14 protein-coding genes and 5 tRNA genes are annotated in these 14,115 nt (G+C 54.4%); 3 read left to right on the top strand and 16 right to left on the bottom strand.

Features of this window, described 5'->3' with window-relative positions; translation table 11 throughout:
* Positions 1–34: 34 nt before the first annotated feature.
* Positions 35–122 (bottom strand) — tRNA-Ser (locus tag ACL7TT_RS01210).
* 140 nt (positions 123–262) lie between these two features.
* Positions 263–829, bottom strand: coding sequence for a nitroreductase family protein (locus tag ACL7TT_RS01205; protein WP_413392472.1), 567 nt, complete (start codon positions 827–829; stop codon positions 263–265).
* Between the two features lie 242 nt (positions 830–1,071).
* Here ACL7TT_RS01205 and ACL7TT_RS01200 point away from each other — a divergent pair, with 242 nt between their 5' ends.
* The gene (locus ACL7TT_RS01200; RefSeq protein ID WP_413392470.1) at positions 1,072–2,472 is read left to right on the top strand and encodes an adenylate/guanylate cyclase domain-containing protein; all 1,401 of its coding nucleotides are present in this window, start codon (positions 1,072–1,074) and stop codon (positions 2,470–2,472) included.
* 43 nt (positions 2,473–2,515) lie between these two features.
* Here the strand turns inward: ACL7TT_RS01200 and cyoD are convergent, their stop codons facing one another.
* From cyoD to msrB, 13 genes are all read right to left on the bottom strand, one after another.
* On the bottom strand, positions 2,516–2,836 hold the full coding sequence (gene cyoD, locus ACL7TT_RS01195) for a cytochrome o ubiquinol oxidase subunit IV (protein ID WP_299940523.1): 321 nt from the start codon (positions 2,834–2,836) through the stop codon (positions 2,516–2,518).
* Positions 2,829–3,461, bottom strand: coding sequence for a cytochrome c oxidase subunit 3 (locus ACL7TT_RS01190; protein ID WP_413392468.1), 633 nt, complete (start codon positions 3,459–3,461; stop codon positions 2,829–2,831). Before ACL7TT_RS01190 ends, cyoD begins: the two co-directional genes overlap by 8 nt.
* 8 nt (positions 3,462–3,469) lie before the next feature.
* Positions 3,470–5,545 carry a cbb3-type cytochrome c oxidase subunit I gene (locus ACL7TT_RS01185; RefSeq protein ID WP_413392466.1) on the bottom strand — a complete coding sequence of 692 codons (2,076 nt, stop codon included), beginning with the start codon at positions 5,543–5,545 and terminating at the stop codon, positions 3,470–3,472.
* Positions 5,542–6,576 carry a cytochrome c oxidase subunit II gene (locus ACL7TT_RS01180; protein ID WP_413392464.1) on the bottom strand — a complete coding sequence of 345 codons (1,035 nt, stop codon included), beginning with the start codon at positions 6,574–6,576 and terminating at the stop codon, positions 5,542–5,544. The genes ACL7TT_RS01185 and ACL7TT_RS01180 overlap by 4 nt, the downstream gene beginning before the upstream one ends.
* Positions 6,577–6,883: 307 nt before the next feature.
* Positions 6,884–7,714: an NADPH-dependent 7-cyano-7-deazaguanine reductase QueF gene (queF, locus tag ACL7TT_RS01175; protein ID WP_299940535.1), complete on the bottom strand. Its 831-nt coding sequence runs from the start codon at positions 7,712–7,714 to the stop codon at positions 6,884–6,886.
* An 8-nt stretch (positions 7,715–7,722) separates the two neighbouring features.
* Entirely contained in the window at positions 7,723–8,496 is a 774-nt protein-coding gene (locus tag ACL7TT_RS01170; RefSeq protein WP_299940583.1) for an ABC transporter permease, read from the bottom strand.
* Entirely contained in the window at positions 8,493–9,428 is a 936-nt protein-coding gene (locus ACL7TT_RS01165) for an ABC transporter ATP-binding protein (protein WP_299940586.1), read from the bottom strand. The genes ACL7TT_RS01170 and ACL7TT_RS01165 overlap by 4 nt, the downstream gene beginning before the upstream one ends.
* A gap of 184 nt (positions 9,429–9,612) precedes the next feature.
* Positions 9,613–9,688, bottom strand: a tRNA-Gly gene (locus ACL7TT_RS01160).
* Between the two features lie 39 nt (positions 9,689–9,727).
* A tRNA-Glu gene (locus ACL7TT_RS01155) sits at positions 9,728–9,803 on the bottom strand.
* Between the two features lie 106 nt (positions 9,804–9,909).
* Positions 9,910–9,985 (bottom strand) — tRNA-Gly (locus ACL7TT_RS01150).
* A 1-nt stretch (position 9,986) separates the two neighbouring features.
* A tRNA-Glu gene (locus ACL7TT_RS01145) sits at positions 9,987–10,062 on the bottom strand.
* 120 nt (positions 10,063–10,182) lie between these two features.
* Complete coding sequence (locus ACL7TT_RS01140) at positions 10,183–11,001, bottom strand: DUF1499 domain-containing protein (RefSeq protein WP_413392462.1); 819 nt, start codon at positions 10,999–11,001, stop codon at positions 10,183–10,185.
* Positions 10,998–11,411, bottom strand: a complete 414-nt coding sequence (gene msrB / locus ACL7TT_RS01135; protein WP_299940591.1) for a peptide-methionine (R)-S-oxide reductase MsrB — start codon at positions 11,409–11,411, stop codon at positions 10,998–11,000. The genes ACL7TT_RS01140 and msrB overlap by 4 nt, the downstream gene beginning before the upstream one ends.
* Positions 11,412–11,538: 127 nt before the next feature.
* Here msrB and ACL7TT_RS01130 point away from each other — a divergent pair, with 127 nt between their 5' ends.
* Together ACL7TT_RS01130 and ACL7TT_RS01125 are read left to right on the top strand one after the other, a co-directional pair.
* Positions 11,539–12,753: a pyridoxal phosphate-dependent aminotransferase gene (locus tag ACL7TT_RS01130; RefSeq protein WP_413392460.1), complete on the top strand. Its 1,215-nt coding sequence runs from the start codon at positions 11,539–11,541 to the stop codon at positions 12,751–12,753.
* Positions 12,753–13,175 (top strand): hypothetical protein, encoded by a 423-nt coding sequence (locus ACL7TT_RS01125; RefSeq protein WP_413392459.1) that lies wholly within the window; start codon positions 12,753–12,755, stop codon positions 13,173–13,175. Before ACL7TT_RS01130 ends, ACL7TT_RS01125 begins: the two co-directional genes overlap by 1 nt.
* Here the strand turns inward: ACL7TT_RS01125 and ACL7TT_RS01120 are convergent.
* Positions 13,172–14,113 (bottom strand): class I SAM-dependent methyltransferase, encoded by a 942-nt coding sequence (locus tag ACL7TT_RS01120; RefSeq protein WP_413392457.1) that lies wholly within the window; start codon positions 14,111–14,113, stop codon positions 13,172–13,174. The genes ACL7TT_RS01125 and ACL7TT_RS01120 overlap by 4 nt on opposite strands.
* Positions 14,114–14,115: the final 2 nt, after the last annotated feature.

Genomic DNA, 14,115 nt, shown 5'->3' with positions numbered 1-14,115 from the left:
AATCCCTGAAAAATCAGGGACTTATTTTTAAAAATGGCGGTGAGGGAGGGATTCGAACCCTCGATGCCTTTCGACATACACACTTTCCAGGCGTGCTCCTTCGGCCACTCGGACACCTCACCAAATTGTTACCCCCTGAAAAAAACTCGCTTTCAGAAGGGGGCGTTCTCGATTTCTAAATATCCAATGAAATCAATAAGATATCTAACATCCTGGCCGAGAAACCGCGCACTTTACCCAAATGCTTCTCCATATGCAAGCACTAATGTGCACTCCAATATGAAAAAAACGCATCCACCTGTAGATCTGGTGCCTGGCGAGGAGCACTTTCGGGGGTCCCGCAATAGATAAAGCCGTCTATTCGCTCGTTCTGGGCCAGTCCAAGCTCCTTGGCCACCAGCGGATTGCCTGCCAATGGGCCGGTACGCCAATAAGCGCCCACACCCTCAGCGTAGGCGGCAGTGAGCATGGCCTGTACTGCTGCGGCCGTGGACATATGCTGTTCGAGATAGGGCACCTTTGGGTGCTCCTGCAGGCGGGTAATGGCAATGATGATTAAAGGCGCACGCAAGGGCATGCCCAGGGTCCGCTGGCGCTGTGCCTCCGTCAGGGTCACCCCCTCTGCCTGCTCGCTCGCATGCAGGAAAATCCGCCCCAGGCGCTTGCGCGCCTCTCCTTCCACCAGCAGGAATCGCCAGGGGCGCAAACAGGCATGGTCCGCCGCACGTAAGGCAGCACGAAAGAGGTTTTGTCGCTGCTGTTCGGTTGGCGCGGGGCCTATAAGCTTGGCTGTTGAAACTCTATTATGCAGGGCTATCAGGGCATCCATGGTGCTCTCCAGTTACATACTGAGTCCGAAGTCTACCGCAATGAACCCTAGCAATGCCTGCACTGGCCCAAAGTGCGCAAAAGGCCCGGCAACGGTTTTTTCGCAATCTGGGTTTTGGAAGAGTACACTTCACCCAATAAAACGCTGCGCAGCCATTGCCCGACACAGGGGATACTGGAGCCCATCTTCCACCTGCTCGCAACATGTTCAATTTCTGCTCCAATGGAAAAAGATAACCACAAATGCAGAACCAGCACGAAGGAGACACAGGGCGGAGCATCAACCCCCATTACGCCACCTATTTTCGCACCCTGGTCTGTTTCGCGGCAGCGGGCACCCTGATCAATGTCAGTGCAGACGGCTGGTCACCCCCATGGCAGTTAGACAAGCTGCTCAGTATCAGTATGGCGGTGTTACTAGTAACCTACTGCGCCGTCGCCCAGTATATTCTTTGCCGGGTCCAGGCTATAAAAGCGCAAAAGGCCCGCCGCTTCCTGACCTTCATCGATACAGTATTGATTGGCATTACCATCGCGCTGGCCAACTTTAGTATGCTCCCATCCCTACTGTTTGTTACTGTTGTACAGCTGAATGCCCTCACCTCAGGCGGCGGGCGCAACTGGTTTGAGCATAATACCGGCCTACTTGTGGGCGTTGCCGCTGGTTACCTAATGCACAGGCCAACCCTGTTAATCAGTGCCGACCTCACCATCAGCACCGTGAGCCTCATTGGGATTTTGGCTTATCTGTGCGCCTACGCTTTTTTCACCCAGCGACAGATCAGGCTGCTTGAGAGCGCTAACTGCGCTCTGATAACCGAGCAGCGGGTAAGCAAGTTGCGTTCCTATAAATTGTCCAAATACCTGCCCAACCGACTGTGGCGTTCTGTAACCACCGGTGACGAGCAAGCACTGACCACCCAGAGGAAGCTGCTGAGTGTTTTCTTCTCTGATATCAAGGATTTCAGCCAGCTTACTGAAGAACTGGAAGCGGAAACCTTCACGCTTCTGCTCAACAACTATCTCTCTGAGATGGCCCGCATCGCCGGGCAGTACGGCGGCACCATCGATAAATTTATTGGCGATGCAGTGATGGTGGTATTTGGAGACGACGAAAGTAATGGGCCGAAATCCGACGCCCTGCGCTGCGTGGCCATGGCCCTGGCAATGCGCAAGCGCGTGCGAGAAATGAAACAGGAATGGTACAGCAAAGGGATCTCACGGCCCTTGCAGGTGAGAATGGGCATCAATACTGGCTACTGCACCGTGGGCATTTTTGGTACGGTCAACTACCAGTCCTACACAGTGATGGGCACGCATGTAAATCTGGCTTCGCGCCTTGAAGGTGCGGCCCAGCCCGGGGAAATCCTGATCAGCCACGAGACCTGGGCCATGATTAAGCACACGGTCATGTGCCGCGACAAAGGGCATATCACCGTAAAAGGGATCAGCACCCCGGTAAAGGTCTACCAAGTTACCGATCTGCGCAAAAACCTTGGTGGCCAGCAGAGCTATCTGGAAGAACACGCACCCGGCTTTTCCATGCACCTGGACCTGGACAAAATTCGCAATTATGACAAAGAAAAAGTGTTGCAGTCCTTACAAAAAGCAACTTCCAGCCTGAAGACCAAGGTGATTATTTGAGTCTTGTGATTATTAGTCTGCAGAGCCATCACAATTTGGTTTGTTAAAGGGCTGTGTGCATACGGACAGCCAGGTTACCCATAATCCACACGGTACCCAGAACGATAATCAACAGAATCAGGGTTGAGAACAGTACCAGTGCCAGATTTTCACGCTGCTCTTTTTGCGTAGTCGCATTTAGGAAGTACTTGAGCTGCACAACCAGCTGGGCCACTCCCAGCAGTCCTACCAGCAACAGAACACGCTTATTATCCGGACCTGCAGAGAGCACCGCTGCGAAGGCGGCGAGCGTCAACACTACAGACAGTACATAGCCGGTGAGATAAGCACGCAAATGGGTTGTAAATCCGGATTTGTCAGCCATATATCCACCCGCCAAAGTAGACTACCGAAAATATCCCGATCCAGATCAAGTCCAGAAAGTGCCAAAACAGAGCCAGGCGCAAAAAACGCAGCTTTATGATATCCACCATCCCCACGCACCATATCTGTGCAATCAGCACCAGCATCCACAGACAACCAAATGTAACATGTAGCCCGTGCAGGGGCACAAGGCCAAAAAAGGCGGACAGATAACCACTACGCTGTGGTACCCCCCCTTTTGCGGCCATTGCTGAGAAATCGTAAAGCTCCAAAGCCAGAAAGCCGAGCCCCAGAACCAGGGTCAGCACCACCCAGAATAAAAAACTGGCTTGGCTACGCTGATGTTTCATAGTAACCGTGGCAATACCCACGGTGAGGCTACTGGTAAGCAGCAACATAGTCTGAGCAAACAGGCTGCCAAAATCGAACAACTCTTCCGGGCCAGGTCCCCCGGCCGTGGCGCCGATCATAGTGATATAAATGGCGAAGACGACCCCAAAGAAAATCAGATCGCTCATCATAAAAACCCAAAACCCAAAGATGGCCACATCCGGATCTTTGTGCAAGGCACCTGGAATATCTCCCGGGTTCGTGCTCGGATTATTGATTGCAGTGTTTCCTTCCATCTATTGGTCTAATGCTCCAATTTGGCATAGCCTGTGTTCTGCGGGGTATTTTCAAAGTCCCTGTCCACCGCTTGGCTCCTTTTCACCAATCCCAACCATCGCTCCGTATCTGACTGGACTTCACTTGCCGGAATAACTCGCTCGGATTCCCAACGAAAAGAGGAAGCTATCACTGCGCCGAGTATCAGCAACGCAGAGGCCAGGGCCAACCACCACATATACCAGACCAGAGCAAACATCAGGACTCCACTGGCCACACACAGAATAAAACCCAGGGGGTTGTTTTTCGGAAGCTCAATATCCCGGTATACCTTTGGCGGCTGATAGGCGTACCCCTGTTCCTTGGCCTCGGTAAATGCATCCCGTTCCGTTACCCGGGGTAATTGGGCAAAATTATAGGATGGTGCCGGTGCCGGTATCGACCACTCCAGGGAGCGGCCATCCCAGGGGTCACCGACGGGTACCCGGTTTTGGTTTCTGTTGCGCACGCTCACGATCAATTGCACCACAATGGTAATCAGCGCGGCGAGTATCACCATCGCACCAATAAAGGCCACCACCATAAAAGGCTTGAAGGTTAGGTCCATATAACTGAAGGAGCGCCGTGGCATGCCGAGCAGCCCCGCTCCATACAGAGGGAGAAATGTCATCATAAAACCGGCAATCCACAGAAACGCTGACAGCCGGCCCAACTTGTCATTAAGACGAAAACCGAACGCTTTCGGAAACCAGTAATTGTATCCAGCGAGAAGACCAAACAACACACCGGGAATCAGTACATTGTGGAAATGCGCCACCAGAAACAAGGTATTATGCACCTGGAAATCCACTGTCGGATTGGCCAGGATCACGCCGGTCAAACCGCCGATCACAAACAAAATCAGAAACCCAATAGCGTAAATCATCGGCGCGGTAAAGCGAATCCGCCCTCGGTACATGGTCGCCATCCAGTCATAAACTTTAACACCGGTGGGTACCGCAATCAGCATGGTTGCAATACCGAAAACGATATTGATCGTGGGGCTCTGCCCCATGGTAAAAAAGTGGTGCAACCACACGGTAAAACTCAATACCGCAATACTTGCAGTAGCAAAAACCAGAGATTTGTACCCGTAAAGTCTCTTTGCGGAAAAAGTGGAAAAAACTTCGGAAAAAACACCGTAAGCGGGTAAGACCAGCAGGTAGACCTCTGGATGTCCGAATAGCCAAAACAGGTTGGCATAATTCATCATGTTCCCACCGAGATCATTGGTGAAAAAATGAAAATCCAGGTACCGATCCAGTCCCAACATCAGTGCTGCTACACTGAGCGGTGGCAGGGCAAAAATCATCAAAATAGAAGAGCACAACGCCGTCCAGCAGAACATCGGCATACGAAATGGCCGCATCCCGGGGCAACGACATTTCAAGATGGTCACGGTGAAATTAATCCCCGTAAGGGTGGTGCCCACACCGGAAAATACAATGGCCCAGATCCAATAGTCAGGGCCAACACCGGGGCTGAAATCCGCCCCCGTGTAGGGTGGATAAGCGGACCAGCCACCGGTGGAAAACTCACCCACCACCAGGGATATCATCATTAACAGGCCGGATGACACTGTGACCGCCAGGCTGATCTGGTTTAATACCGGAAAAGCCACATCGCGGGCACCAATCTGAAGTGGCATCACGTAGTTGATAATACCCACCAGGAATGGAACGGCCACGAAAAAAACCATAATAGTGCCGTGGGTACTAAACAACTGGGCAAAGTGGTCTGCATAGAGAAATCCCTCTGGTGCGGCGGCCTGTTGCGCCCGCATCACCATCCCTTCCAGTAGACCGCGAGTCAGCATCACCAACGCAAACACAATATACATGATGCCGATTTTTTTATGATCCGTACTGGTCAACCACTCGGACCAGAGAATGCCCCAGACCCGATACCAGGTCATTAATCCGAGCGTGGCAAGTGTGGCAAAAATCACAATACTACCGGCGGCACTGGCAACAGCCTCACTCACCGACGGATTATGCAGGAAGCTGCTGAAAACGATTGAATCCCAGTTCAATTTTCCCAGCCAGAAGTGATCGGCACTACTCATGGTTGCGCATCCCTCACAGCATCCTTACTCCGGCCAAATTTTTCCGTACCGGGTTGCTCCTCAATACTGAGCGGTTTACCGGAGTGATAGCGCATCACAATGTTCCGGAAAAGCTGTAAATTGGGTAGCGTGAAATAAATGGCTTTGGCAGGCATTTGCGCCGTGGCCAATTCACTATGCGCCTTGCGCCGAGTTGAACGCTCAGCCAAACGATGATAGGTGGCCGTATCCAGTTCAATTCCCACAGCACGCACCTGTTCCGACCAGGTGTGAAATTCCTCTTCGCTCCTCACCAATACTGTAAACTTTTGATCGGCAAATCCCCTTCCCGTGAACTGAGTGTTTTCCCCCTCGGTTTCCCCAGTTTTCGAAGCAATAAAATTAAGCTTGGTGGTCATACCCGGCATCACGTAGATTTGCCCAGCGAGAGCGGAGATCAGGAATGATTGCATTACCGTATCGCTGGTCAAAGTCATGGATACTGGTGTGTGTACAGGAATCACCAGTTCTCCAACCGTGGCGATACCCAGGTCGGGGTAAATGAAAAGCCATTTCCAGTCCAGTCCCACCACCTGCATCTGTATAGGCGGTAGAACCCCTTCAACCGCCTGGTAGGGGTCCAACCGGCTGGTGGCACGCCAGAGCATGGAAGACAGGACCAGTATCACCATAAAAGGGACACCCCACATCATCAGCTCCAGCGGACCGTAAGATTCCCACTTGGGTGCATAAATACCGTGTCCTTTCTTGCGGCGGTACTTGATCAGTATCACCGGCACCAGGATAAACACCGGAAAGATCGCCACCATGGTCAGGGCTATCACCCACAGGAAATGCGTTTTCTGCTCCTGGGCGATGGGCCCCAGAGGCACCAGGAAAGACTCGGCAGCAGAGACTTGGCCGGGACTCAATAAGAAAGGTAGAAAAAACAAGAATACAAGCGTGAGCCTGGGCAAATGGAAAAATCTCCACCCCGGCGCCCGGTGGCTCAGTTGCAGAAACCCCACAGGCGATCCAACTTTCCAGTCCATGGTAAAGTCCGCCGAAGATATTATTTCCCCGTCAATCAGGCAGATTGCCAGGTCCGTATGGCATAAAAAAAGTCACCACCGCTCTGTGTGCCCCTTGAATGCAAGCAACTCTGCGCGGTTGTACCGCTACTTCAAGGGCGATTGTTCGGCAAACCGTCTCACCAGACCAGAATAGCTGATCGGGGCACGCTTGTCCGCCAGCCGAACGCCAGCTCGGGGGGCAATGGATGTTGCTTTGCGTGTTTAAAATTAGAAAGCCCACCCCCCACCAGAGTGCTTCCGGGCCAATCCTGAAAAAACCGGAAGACTACTGGCGGGGAAAGCGCGGTGGCAAATGTTTCTCAATACACGTAGTACGCAGGGGGTTAATATCCAGGCCCCCGCGGCGAGTATAGCGGGCGCAAATCGTCAGCTCGGAAAAATCCGCCAGCTGCCGGAGATCACAAAACATGCGCTCTACACAGTGCTCGTGAAAATCCTGATGTTCGCGAAAGGAAATAATATAGGCCAATAGCGCCTCACGCTCGAGCGCTGGTCCCTTGTACTCCACCACGACTGTGGCCCAGTCCGGTTGACCGGTAACCGGACAGTTAGTGCGCAGCAGATGGCTATAGAGTGTTTCGTTCACGTCCTCCTCGCGTTTGTCCAGGGCGAGCAGTGCCGAATCCGGCTGGTATTGCGCCACTTCGATATCCAGAGGATCCAGGCAATAGCCCTGGGGCTTTTCCACCGTCAGGGCCGCATCCTCCACATCCATCAGGGTGACGCCCACATTGATTAGAGCGGCGGCGCTCAGGTCCCGTGTCAGAGTATCCTGCACCAAGCGCCAGGACTCAAACCTGCTCTGATTAAACGCATTCAGATACAATTTGAGGGATTTGGACTCCACCATGTGGGGACTCTCTGCGGGAAAGCTGAAGCGCGCCACTGCCACCTGGGGCTTGCCCCTGGGGTTCAGCCAAGAGAGTTCAAACGCCCACCACTCGTCCACCCCAAAAAACGGCAGCGCACCGGGGGGCAGCCCCAACTGAGCGCGGGAAACAGAGCGCTGGATTGGATGCAGCAACTGCGGGTTGTAGGTGGATTCGTAAGTAGTCTCCCGGCCCAGAGGGAGATTGTGCCAGTCTTTTCTGCTCATACTCAGCCTCAGTGCCGCAAACGCTTGCCGTGGCTCATCAGGTAGAGACCCCAGCCCACAAGCAATGCAATAAATATCAGAACCCCGACAAAAGCCCAAACCACATTGATATCGGAGACGCCCAGAATCCCGTACCGAAAGGAATTCACCATATACAAAATCGGATTCAGTTTCGACAGCCCCTGCCAAAATGGGGAGAGCAAATCAATGGAGTAGAAGACACCCCCCAAATAAGTGAGTGGTGTCAGTACAAAAGTGGGGATAATGGAAATGGCATCAAAACTGTTGGCATAGATCGCATTGATAAATCCAGCCAGGGAAAACAATACTGCGGCCAATAACACGATGGCCGTGGTGACAACCAGATACTTCACACTCAATGAAGTAAAAAACACTGCCACCAGGGTTACAATCAAACCGACCATTAAACCCCGCGCGACGCCCCCAAACACATAGCCAGCCATCACCGTCCAGTTGGGCGTGGGGGACACCAGAAGCTCCTCAACACTGCGTTGGAACTTGGCACTGTAAAAAGAGGAAGCCACATTCGCGTAGGAATTGGTGATCACCGACATCATAATCAACCCCGGCACCACGAACTCCATATAGGGATAGCCACCCATGTCACCGATCCGTCTGCCAATGAGCGAGCCAAAAATAACAAAATACAGGGACATGGTGATCACTGGCGGTACCAGCGTCTGCGGCCATATGCGGGTAAAACGCCGCAGTTCACGACGGAAAATAGTGCTGAATGATATCCAGATCAACTTGCCGCTCACTGCTCTAGCCCTTCCATTTTTTCCTCAGACAGCATGGAGAGAAATAATTCCTCCAGACGGTTGGCGCGGTTGCGCATACTGGTCACAGTGACGCCCTGTGCCTTGAGCGCAATGAAAAGCTCGGTCAACGACTGGCCCTTCTCAACAGTGACTTCCAGGGAATGGCTGTCCAAGAGGCGGCATTCAAATTCCATCAAAACCGGCGCCTTGGTCAGATACGCGTTGCAATCGAGGATAAACGTCTCGCGATTGAGTGTTTTCAGCAGGGACTTGATCGAGGTGTTCTCAACAATAATTCCCTTGTCGATAATGGCAATATTGCGGCACAGGCTTTCTGCCTCCTCCAGGTAGTGGGTTGTGAGGATTATCGTGGTGCCCTGCGCGTTGATCTTCTCCAGGAAACGCCACATGGAGCGGCGCAACTCAATATCCACCCCGGCGGTCGGTTCATCGAGGATCAGCAGCTTCGGTTCGTGAATCAGTGCCCGCGCTATCATCAACCGGCGTTTCATTCCTCCTGACAGCATACGCGCCTGGGTCGCGCGCTTGTCCCAAAGACCCAACTGCTTTAAGTACTTTTCTGTGCGCTCCCCAGCCAGTTTGCGCGGCATCCCGTAAAAGCCCCCCTGGGTCATTAAGATGTCGGAGACCTTTTCAAACTGGCTGAAATTGAATTCCTGGGGTACCACACCCAGCAAACGCTTGGCGGCGGAGAAATTCCTGTCGGTATCAACCCCGAAAATTGAAACACTCCCCGCCGTCTTACGCACCAGCGAGCAAATAATGCCAATAGTGGTGGACTTACCCGCACCATTGGGACCTAACAGGGCAAAAAAGTCCCCCGGCTGTACCGCAAAGCTGATGCCTTTCAGAGCCTGAAAGCCATTTTCATAGGTTTTTTGCAAGTTTTGGATGGATAGCGCCGCAGTCATCTTTCACTCCTATCGCTGAAAGCGCCATTCAACGGGCTTGCCTGGAAGATTTCAAGCACAGGGCAGGGATTTGACTCTAAACGCCGCCGAGCAGTTGCAAGCCGGGGCGCACCAGTGAAATAGATAGACTAACAGGCAATAGACTGGAAAACTAAAAAGCCGCTCGTTCGAGCGGCTTTTTAGTTGGAGCGGGAAACCGGGTTCGAACCGGCGACCTCAACCTTGGCAAGGTTGCGCTCTACCAACTGAGCTATTCCCGCATTTTGGATTGGCCCGGCAGCTCGGCTGCCGGGCCCTATTGGCATCCCCAAGGGGAGTCGAACCCCTGTTACCGCCGTGAAAGGGCGGTGTCCTAGGCCTCTAGACGATGGGGACAAAAACCTGCACTACAACCTGCGGGTCTCGTGCTGCCACACTGTCTTTGGCACTGCCAGCAAACAATCGGTGGCCATACTCTGCCTGGCAAAGTAACTTATAGAATTGGAGCGGGAAACCGGATTCGAACCGGCGACCTCAACCTTGGCAAGGTTGCGCTCTACCAACTGAGCTATTCCCGCATGGCATCCCCAAGGGGAGTCGAACCCCTGTTACCGCCGTGAAAGGGCGGTGTCCTAGGCCTCTAGACGATGGGGACCCAGATTTACTTGTGTTGTCGCAGCGCTCTACAGTGTAGCTCCGCGTCAGAAGTGGGGCGCATTCTATGCACCACCCGGGGTGCTGTCAACATTCCCGTTAAATTTTTTTTCTTTTATTGTCAGACACTTACCCAACCCAACGGATTCCGGTAGACAGGCCCCCAGAGCCGGACCGAGGCACTGTTATGCACACTTTTAGCCCGGTGGTGTAGCGCTTCGAGAAATACGCGGATACGCTTCGCATTGGCACCCAGATCACTGACGCCCACACGGGAGCTGGAACGCACATCCACCCGGGAGCCCCCATTGTCCTCCGCCTGCACCCGCACCACAATGTCATCGCTAAACCCCAGCAACCGTGTCCTGTCCACTGCTTCCAGATAACCGCGCTCGGGCTGGTAGGATACAAGTTTCCAGCCCAGCTCCTCTGCCACCTCTGCCGCCAACTCTGTCGTGCGAACCACGGGTAACTGGACCTGCAGGGGCATTATATCCGCATAGACATCAACACCGCGCTGCAGGCGGGCCACGGGTTCTCCCCCATATTCGGCACTGTTATCCCCTGCCTTGCGCAGAGCCAGAATTGCGCGGTATTGGGGCGGATTGCGGGTATCTGTGCTGATATCGTGAATTCGCGGTACGCTGAAGTTGTCCTTGCCCACCGTCATCAAGGGCACTGCCACCGGCAACAACCCCAATAAAACTGCCCACAGGGCATTGCTGCGGGCATCGACATTGTGACTGCGCACACCCCAGACAAAGACAAACAGACCGGCCAGCGCAATCGCCAGCGCCGCCAACCCGGCGTAAGTGAATACCTTGAAGGCCATCCCAAAGTGCAGCAGCCCGAACCTCAGCGCCAACCCAGCGAAAACAATGGCAGTGAGTAAAACCCATTGCGCCCACAACAGAGCGCGACTCCAGTGCCTGTGTGTCACCCCTCACCCCCTTTCTCGCCATCGTCTTTTTCGAGCTTTACCGACAGGGAATTCACGCAATAGCGCAAGCCGGTGTCGGTGGGGCCATCGTTAAATACATGCCCCAAATGGCTGTCGCAGTTGCGGCAACGAACCTCCACCCTGTGCATGCCTAAACTGCTATCGGGCAAGTCTCTAGTGATGCCCCGGCTCGCCTCTGCATCGAAACTGGGCCAGCCGCATTGGCTCTCAAACTTCGCTGCAGAGTCAAACAGCACTTCGCCACAACAGCGGCAGCGATAGACACCCCTGTCAAAAACATCCCAATACTCCCCGCTAAAGGGCGCCTCTGTCCCACCTTTGCGGCAGACTTCAAACTCTTCGTCTGTCAGCTTATCGCGCCAGTAGTTATCGTCTTTTTGTTTTGACATACTCTGTTACCCGTAATTACCAGTTCCCGCAGGAGCGGTGCCGACCGCTAGTGGACTTCCCGGCTTTTGCGCAGCTCGCTCGCGGCCCAGGGCGGCTCCTGCCAGGCCACAGGGTTGCCGAACCACCATGAAGGACATCCATAAATCTGACAAACTGCATGGCGTCTGCTATGAAATCCGCGGTCCGGTGATGGAACAGGCCCATCGCATGGAGGAGGAAGGCCACCGCATACTCAAACTGAATATCGGCAACCCCGCCCCTTTCGGCTTCGACGCCCCGGATGAGATCATCCAGGATGTTATCCTCAATCTCACCCGCGCCCAGGGCTATGTGGAATCCAAGGGGCTGTTCGCTGCACGCAAAGCCATTATGCAGGAGTGTCAGACCCTGGGTATCCAGGGAGTTGATATAAACGACATTTATCTGGGTAATGGCGTCTCCGAGCTGATCTCCATCGCCATCCAGGCGCTGCTCAATACCGGCGATGAACTGCTACTGCCCATGCCCAACTATCCTCTGTGGATGGCGGCAACCAATTTAACCGGCGCCAACCCAGTATTGTACCGCTGCGATGAAGCTGCCGGTTGGCTGCCGGATATCGAAGACATCAAGTCCAAGATCACACCGCGCACCCGCGGCATCGTGGTCATCAATCCCAACAACCCCACCGGCGCCATCTACCCGCGGGCACTGCTGGAAGACATAGTCGAAATCGCACGCAGCCACAACCTGGTGATCTTCGCCGATGAGATCTACAGCAAAATTCTCTACGACGGTGCGGAGTTTATTCCCATGGCCAGACTGGCCCAGGACGTGCTCTGCCTGAGTTTCAACGGCCTGTCCAAATCCTATCGCCTGGCCGGTTTTCGCTCTGGCTGGATGGTGATCAGTGGCGCCAAACATCGGGCCGAGGGATTTATCGGTGGCGTGGATATGCTGACTTCCATGCGCTTGTGCGGCAACGTTCCGGCCATGTTCGCGGTGCAAACGGCACTCGGTGGCTATCAGAGTATTAACGATCTGGTGTTGCCCGGCGGACGCTTGGGCCAGCAGCGCGACCTGGCCTACCGCATGCTCAACGAAATCCCCGGCGTCAGCTGCGTCAAACCCAGTGGTGCAATTTACCTGTTCCCCAAACTCCACCTGGATCACCACAAGATTGACTGTGACGAGCACCTGGTATTGGAGTTTTTGCGCCAGGAAAAAATCCTGCTGGTTCAGGGTACCGCCTTCCACTGGGATGCACCGGATCACTTGCGTATCGTCTTCCTGCCCCAGGCTGACGATCTCTGCCACGCCATCGAGCGCCTGGGTTATTTTCTGGAACGATATTCCCGCTGATGTTGGACGATTTACATATCCACGATTTTTACCGCCACGCCGGCAGAAGCCTGCTGGCGTTGTTCAGCCAGTTCCCTGTACCAGCCACCCTTTATGTAGAGGATATCGCCGGACCCGATACCCCGGACGCATTTGGGCTGCACTCGCCGCGCCATCTTGCCTGCCTGGGGGCAATGACGTGGCTGCAGCAGAGTGGCTATATCGGTTTTTCCCAGCTGCTGCGCCAGGAAGCGATAGAAAAAGCCGTGTTGAGCCACAGGGGCTTTGTGCTGTTAACCAACACCCAGGCCGAGTCGGGGCAGAGCAACGCACAGTTGCTCAGCAGCGCCGTGTCCAATGGTTCATCCGCGAAACTGCAGGCACTGATGGAGCGCCTGATGCGAGAGTTCGCCGCATCCGGATGCAGCCTGTGTGACCACTAATGCTGTCGGCGGTATTTCACGTGCAGCATTTTCAGTGCCGCATCCGGGTCCTGATCCGGAAAATCCGGATTCTGCGGCAGTCGCGCAGCCACTGCATACCCCGTATCGGCCTCGTGAATCAATTCGCGAAAGCGGGCCTCACTGTAGCGCGGGGAATTGATTACCATCAGCAGATCCGCCTCCTGCGCGAGACAGGCGGGCAATTGCTGCAGCAGTTTTGTGTAGTTAAGGCCCACATCAAAGCGGCCTTTCTGGCGTGTGGGCGGGTCCACCACCCCCAGCTGGAAAGGACCGCGCCGGTCAAAGCGCTTGAACTGGCGCAGCGCATCCAACGGCAGAAACTGGATACCCTTCAGGGATAGGCCATTGATCGCGTGGTTCTCGCGCCCGCGGTTCAACACACCGCGGTTCACATCCACATTCACAATGTCAATATCCCCTGCAGCGCGGGCCACCGCGGAAAAGGCGCAGGTAAAGGCGAACAAATTGAGCATTTTCACCGGTTCCTGTCCCGTGCGAATGCGGACCTGTTCCTCCAGCCAGACCCGACCCGGTTCGATATCGAGAAAGAAACCCACATTCTGCCGCTCGAAGGTGAGGGGAAATTGCAACCCGCCACGCCGCGCCATCGGCGCCGCTACCGCGGTGCCACACGGCCAGCTCACCGGCGCCCCGGCCAGATAGCGCCGCTGCACGGCAACACCCCGATAACCGCGGGGCTGCACCAGCTGCCACAATCGCTCACACACCGCCGCTTCGCCTAGGTGCGCCCCAAAAAAAGTCACCAGTATTACCGGAAAAAAACTGTCTACACAGACCTGCTCCAGACCCGCATAGCTGCGCCCACGACCGTGGAATAGCCGCCGGCTATCGCTATCACCTTCGGCCAACTTGCACGCAACCTGCTTGAGCAATGGCTCCCAAACCGCAGACAGCATTC

It is taken from the genome of Microbulbifer jejuensis (assembly GCF_047289955.1).
GTDB lineage: Bacteria > Pseudomonadota > Gammaproteobacteria > Pseudomonadales > Cellvibrionaceae > Microbulbifer.
Note: the sequence above shows the minus strand (reverse complement) of the source record. Positions and strands in the feature narration are given on the sequence as shown.